Source organism: Algoriphagus ornithinivorans (assembly GCF_900115305.1).
Lineage (GTDB): Bacteria > Bacteroidota > Bacteroidia > Cytophagales > Cyclobacteriaceae > Algoriphagus > Algoriphagus ornithinivorans.
This window is the reverse complement of record NZ_FOVW01000014.1, coordinates 57,995-64,285: the sequence shown is the minus strand read 5'-3', so window position 1 is coordinate 64,285 and position 6,291 is coordinate 57,995. Positions and strand designations below refer to the sequence as shown.

The window sequence follows — 6,291 nt, the reverse complement described above, 5'->3', positions numbered from 1 at the left end:
TATTTCCACCAGTTTTAACTGGTGGTTAGGTGGTTATGCGCAAATCTGAAACTATCCGGCTTTAGCCAAAACCTAAACTCATTCTGCTAAAGCCCAAAGATCAAACATCATCCATGGATTGAACGGGCTAAAGCATCGTTCCTATTTTTTCAAATTATTAATCACCCAAACCTATTCAAGCAATTTCCTCCAGTTTCAGCTTGTGGTCAGCGGTATAAACTGAAACTACTCTGGCTTTAGCCAAAGCGGAGATGGAACGGGATTAAAATCTCGTTTCTTTTTTCACTAGAATCAAAATTTTATTAATTACAAATTCCTCTATGGAAAAAAGATTCTTGCATATACAGATGCAGAAAGAAATCAATCCTTTGAATTTATATCATGAAACAAAACAAACGATGCTAACAAAATATTTATCAAAAAGATATTTTGTTCATTATCAAATCGTTAACTTTTAAAAAGCGTTTTTAAAGAAATGGGAAATAATGTACTTTCGCAGATATGGAGGCGGTAGCAAGTTATGTGCTTTTATTTTTGGTCTATTTTCTAGGTACCTTATCCCTCGTGCAGGAGGTAATCCGTCCCAGGATCATCCCTGTAAAAATCCCCGGAAAAAACGTAAAAACATTCGTTACCAATTACGCCAAGATCATTTTCTTGAGCTTTGGTATTTCTATCATTACCAGCACTCTGGCTTACAAACTTTTGCTATAAAAAAAACCAGCTTTCGCTGGTTTTAATTTATTGTGTCTTTTTCAAATTCTCTTTGGCCAATTCGAAATTCGGCTCCAGTTGTACCGCTTCCTGAAAAGCTGTTTTTGCTTCTGTCTTTGAACCCTTATCTAAATAAATCATTCCTTTTAAATTCAAGGCCGCAGCTTTCATTCCAACCTCAATAGTCTCAGTTTGGCTTTTTGGGAAACCGATTTTTTCATCAGGCTTGGCATTTTTAATCAACATATTTGCCGAATTCATTGCCTCATCATAGCGCTTCAATTGATACTGAAGAAAACCGGACTTATATAAACTGAAATTATCACCTGTCAATAGATGTAAACTTTCAAAATGAGGCAAAGCCCGATCAATCGCTCCTACTTGTTCCAAGGAATACGCGGCAATTTCCAAGGCACCTACATTCTTATCATTGATTTGAAGAATATCCAAAGCAACCAAAGCGGCAGAGGTGGATTGGCCTGTTTCGAAATACAGGGAACCCAAAGCCTCTTGGAACCTTAGATTTTCAGGGTTTCTTACGATTAAGTTGTAAAGCATGGTTTTGGCCATCTCAGGATCGTTGTACCTCATAGCCAACTGATAAGCAGCCTGATCTTGGATGTTAAGCACGCGCTTAGTTTTAGGATCCAGCTTAGGAATAGAATCATTGGAAGTTTGAGCATATAAGCCTTGAGCTGAAACAGCCAAAAGCAGCATCAATAATACTTGCTTCATTGTTTTACTAGGTATTTAAATTAGAATTATTTTTTAGGTGATAAGCCTTTGGCAATGGCAATTTCAAGCATCAGCTTTCTTGCTTCCTCAGGCTTGTTGTGAATTTTGCCCTCCAATATAGCTTCTTTAATTTCTTCTTTGATATCTCCAACGATTTTTGAAGGCTTCAGATCAAAAGTTTCCATTATTTCTTCACCGCCGATAGGTGGCTGAAAATTTCTCACCTGATCTTTCTCCTCCACCTCTTGGAGTTTCCGCTCCACTTTATCGAAATTTTCAAGGTATCGTTTTACCTTTTTATTGTTTTTGGAAGTAACATCAGCCCTGCAAAGTTTCATCAAATCATCTATAGCATCTCCTGCATCAAATAAAAGCCTCCTCAAAGCAGAATCCGTAACCTCATCTTTCACTAGAGCTATTGGACGTAAATGAAGCCTTACCAACTTTTGGACATATTTCATTCTTTCATCCATTGGCAGCTTCATCCTCTTAAAAATACCAGGAGTCATCCTTGCACCTTTATCTTCATGCCCATGAAATGTCCAGCCTACTTTAGGATTAAACCTTTTAGTAGCTGGCTTAGCAATGTCATGCAGAATAGCTGCCCACCTTAGCCAGAGATCCTCACTGACAGTGGCTACATTGTCTAGCACCTGAAGGGTATGATAAAAATTGTCTTTGTGGGATTTATCATCCACAGAATCTACTCCCTGCAATTCAACCATTTCAGGAAAAAATTCATGTAATAGCTTACTCGCAAAAAGTAGCTTAAACCCATAAGAAGGCTTTGGTGTCTGAATAATTTTATTCAGTTCCGTAAGGATCCGCTCAGCCGAAACAATTTTCAACCTATGAGCATTTTGGCTGATTGCATAAAAGGTATCCGCTTCTATATCAAACTCCAATTGAGCGGCAAAACGAATTGCCCGCATCATTCTCAATGGGTCGTCAGAAAAAGTAATTTCAGGATCTAAAGGAGTTTGAATGTTCTTCTTTTTAAGATCATTCAAACCATCAAAAGGATCCAACAAATCCCCATAATCTTTGGAGTTAAGGGAAATCGCCATCGCGTTGATTGTGAAATCTCTTCGCTCCAGATCTTCCTGTAAAGTTCCATCCTCTACGATAGGCTTTCGACTCTCTGATCTGTATGATTCTTTCCTTGCCCCCACGAATTCCAACTCTGAATCTTCTAGCTTCAGCATGGCTGTTCCAAAGTTTTTAAAAACAGACAAAGGAACATGGTAATCAAATTGCTTTACTACCTCTTCAGCTAAAGCAATTCCGCTTCCCACGCAAGTAAAGTCAAGATCCTTACAAGGTCTTCCTAAAATTAAATCTCTGACATATCCACCAACCACATAGGTCTCTAAACCCAGCTTTTCTGCAGCTTTGGCGACTTTTGAAAATATTGGATCTTGATCTAATTGGTTTTTAAAATTCATCCTTTGATGATTTTTACGTCTCCTTCAGGTCCTAAGTAGAGCTCTTTCAAAGAAGGGCTAAATAATGGAAATAGTTTTTTGGTCTCCACTTCTGCAGGTCTATCACTTTCAAGTTTAACCAAAACAGGTTGAGAAATCTGAAAAAGTAACTTATTCCAATCCGGTTCACGGATTAATGAAAAACGGATTTTCCCCTCAACTGGCAAACCCTCAGGTATTAAAATATTAGCCGGGCTGGTATAAATCGTGGGCTTGCTTGCAAACTCAACGATATCCAGGGAAATTTCAGAAAATTGCTCCGAAACTGACCGAATTTGAAATAAATCAAATAATAGGTAAACCCAGTCAGTGCCCATCTCAGGTTTCCAATGACTAGCCTGCAAAAGAGTGATGACTTTGCCATTTCCCTCTTTAATTGACAAAAAACCCTGATCTCTAAATTGCTTTACAAAGACTGAATGATCCAAAACGCTTAAATTTTTTACAAAAATAATCAGATTATTGAGAGTGCTTAGAAAACAAAAGGCAAAGGGCTTCAAGCCGTATCCTAATCAGAGGAGGAAAACTTATGTTAAAATCAAAAAATCTTAATTTATAAAGAAGACACAAAGCTAGTGCGAAAGTATACGGCCAATAATAAATTCGTGGTAAAAAATAGGGATAGGGTTGCGGAAAGTTACCAAAGTATTAACATACTTACCTTAAATAAAAAGCTGTTTCGATAAGTATTTTTTAGAAGAAATAAAAAAGGGTGGAAATACCACCCTTCTATTTTTTTACGAGTTGATAGATTAACCTCTCAACCAGTTGATGAAGGTTTGATAACCTACACCAATTTCTCTAGCAAAAGCTGCTTTGGTTTTTTTACCTGCAGCTTCCACTTTTTTCCATTCTTCTAGAATTTTGCTTTTCTCAGCATCAGTAAATGTTCTTCTTTTACCTGATTTTCCAGAGGAGCTTCCGTTGATTAATGATACAAGCTCATTCAAATCATTCATAAATCTACCATCAGTTAGATATAAACCGGCAGATTCTAATTTCTTGATCACATTATCTTTGGGATTCACTGGAGTTACCGCAATACCTCTTGCAGCAGCTTCATGAAGGTCTATTTTTTTTCCTTCTGAGGTTACATAAATAAAACCTTCATTCTTTTTTAGGTCAGCAATAGCTTCTTTTATCAAATCTCTCATAGTAGACAGTTTATTATTTTAAAAACGATTTGCAATATATATAAATTATGTATGTGTTTAGATTAATTAATATTCAAAAATTAAAATTAATATACTGGATTTACTTATAAAAGGTTTTAGTTTATTAAAATCTCTTTTTTAAATTTAAAAATTTTCAGATTATTCAATAAAAAATCAAGCAATATGATCAACCTAAAGCCTGAATTAAAAATTATATAATTCCATTTTCCATGGGTATGAAAAATCATAACCCTATTCTGCAATATTTAGCGATAAGTAAATAAAGTCCAAAAATCTCAATCAGCTAAGCCAATGAATTTGACTAATTTTTAAAAGAAGAAATCAATAAATATTTTCTTCAAAATCCTTAATCCCAAATGTTCGCGAAAATATAAAATCATCCTTGAGCAAACCGATTATTTTCGTCTCCACTATCCTCTGATTACTCTGTGACTTTTTCAAATTTTGAAATTCCCTTCAATGATATTCCAAAAATCTCGGAGAGGTATCAGATAATTTTCCTAATTTTGAGCCCCATAAGAATCCAATCAAATATCATCTCTCACCATTCTTATGGCCTCACCCACAAAATACATATTCATTACCGGAGGAGTAACTTCTTCCCTAGGAAAAGGAATCATCGCTGCCTCATTAGGTAAATTACTTCAAGCGAGAGGTTTCACGGTTACAATCCAAAAATTCGATCCTTATCTAAACATCGATCCAGGGACCCTCAATCCCTATGAGCATGGAGAGTGTTATGTGACCGATGATGGTGCAGAGACCGATTTGGATCTTGGACATTACGAAAGGTTCTTAAACACTCCTACTTCCCAAAGTAACAATATCACCACCGGAAGGATCTATAACAATGTCATCACCAAGGAAAGAAAAGGTGAATTTTTAGGGAAAACCGTTCAGGTAATTCCTCACATCACAGACGAAATCAAGTCAAACTTCTACAAGCTGGGAGAAGATGGAAAGTACGATGTGGTCATTACTGAAATTGGGGGTTGTGTAGGTGATATAGAGTCCCTACCATTCATAGAAGCAGTAAGACAGGCGAGATGGGATCTGGGTCCGAACAACTTTTTGGTTATTCACTTGACGCTTATCCCATATCTAAAAGCAGCAAAAGAACTTAAAACTAAGCCTACCCAACATTCTGTTAAGCAATTATTGGAGGCAGGTATTCAGCCGGATATCCTGGTTTGTAGAACTGAATATCACCTTCCATCAGATGTCAAGAAAAAATTAGCTTTGTTCTGCAACGTTCAGTTGAATAATGTCATCGAAGCAATGGATGCTGACACCATTTACGATGTTCCTCTTTTGATGAAGAAAGAGAAACTGGATGAAAGAGTCATGTCCAAGCTTAAACTTTCCAGCAAACAGAATACAGACCTTGAAAACTGGAAAGATTTCTTAGGAAAACTTAAGAACCCAACTCAGGAAGTAAATATCGGTTTGATTGGAAAGTATGTTTCCCTGCCTGATTCCTATAAATCAATCATTGAAGCATTTACTCATGCTGGAGCTTCCATAGAATGTCATGTCAATTTAAAATTGATTTCATCCGAAGAGATCAACATGGATAATTTTGAGTCCAAGCTGAAAAATCTGGATGGAATTTTGGTTGCACCTGGGTTTGGTGAAAGAGGATTTCAAGGAAAATTGGAGACCGTCAGATATGCCAGAGAAAAGCAAATCCCATTTTTTGGCATTTGCCTGGGGATGCAAGTTGCAGTTATCGAGTATGCAAGGAATGTCTTAGGACTTGATGATGCAAACAGCACTGAAATGGACCCTCTAACGAAAAATCCGGTCATTGCTCTGATGGAAGAGCAAAAGAGAATAGACCAAATGGGTGGAACAATGAGATTAGGGGCGTATACTTGCGAACTGAAAAAAGGAAGTAAGTCCTATTCAGCCTATGGAAAGGTTAAAATCCAGGAAAGACATAGGCATAGATACGAGTTTAACAATAGCTATTTGGAGCAAATGGAAGAGGCTGGCATGAAGGCGACAGGAAAAAATCCTGAAACCGGATTGGTAGAAGTAATTGAAATCAAAAACCATCCTTGGTTTGTAGGCGTTCAATTTCATCCAGAGTACAAAAGTACTGTTTTGAATCCTCAGCCACTTTTTGTCAAGTTTATTCAAGCAGCTATTGATCATAAAGTAAAATAACTAGTTAAATCCTC

The 6,291-nt window shown here is 36.8% G+C and carries 6 protein-coding genes; 2 read left to right on the top strand and 4 right to left on the bottom strand.

Annotated features, from left to right (window positions below):
* Positions 1 to 501 precede the first annotated feature (501 nt).
* Entirely contained in the window at positions 502 to 714 is a 213-nt protein-coding gene (locus BM073_RS17610; protein ID WP_091655650.1) for a hypothetical protein, read from the top strand.
* A gap of 27 nt (positions 715 to 741) precedes the next feature.
* On the opposite strand, the gene BM073_RS17605 is transcribed toward BM073_RS17610, so the two are convergent.
* The 4 genes from BM073_RS17605 to BM073_RS17590 form a co-directional block, all read right to left on the bottom strand.
* Positions 742 to 1,449, bottom strand: a complete 708-nt coding sequence (locus tag BM073_RS17605) for a tetratricopeptide repeat protein (protein ID WP_091655649.1) — start codon at positions 1,447 to 1,449, stop codon at positions 742 to 744.
* A 26-nt stretch (positions 1,450 to 1,475) separates the two neighbouring features.
* Positions 1,476 to 2,894: a CCA tRNA nucleotidyltransferase gene (locus BM073_RS17600; protein ID WP_091655648.1), complete on the bottom strand. Its 1,419-nt coding sequence runs from the start codon at positions 2,892 to 2,894 to the stop codon at positions 1,476 to 1,478.
* Positions 2,891 to 3,361: a hypothetical protein gene (locus tag BM073_RS17595; RefSeq protein WP_245756459.1), complete on the bottom strand. Its 471-nt coding sequence runs from the start codon at positions 3,359 to 3,361 to the stop codon at positions 2,891 to 2,893. Before BM073_RS17595 ends, BM073_RS17600 begins: the two co-directional genes overlap by 4 nt.
* A gap of 324 nt (positions 3,362 to 3,685) precedes the next feature.
* Positions 3,686 to 4,087 (bottom strand): hypothetical protein, encoded by a 402-nt coding sequence (locus tag BM073_RS17590; RefSeq protein ID WP_091655646.1) that lies wholly within the window; start codon positions 4,085 to 4,087, stop codon positions 3,686 to 3,688.
* Positions 4,088 to 4,660: 573 nt separating this feature from the next.
* Here BM073_RS17590 and BM073_RS17585 point away from each other — a divergent pair.
* Positions 4,661 to 6,277, top strand: coding sequence for a CTP synthase (locus BM073_RS17585; protein ID WP_091655645.1), 1,617 nt, complete (start codon positions 4,661 to 4,663; stop codon positions 6,275 to 6,277).
* The last annotated feature ends 14 nt before the right edge of the window (positions 6,278 to 6,291 follow it).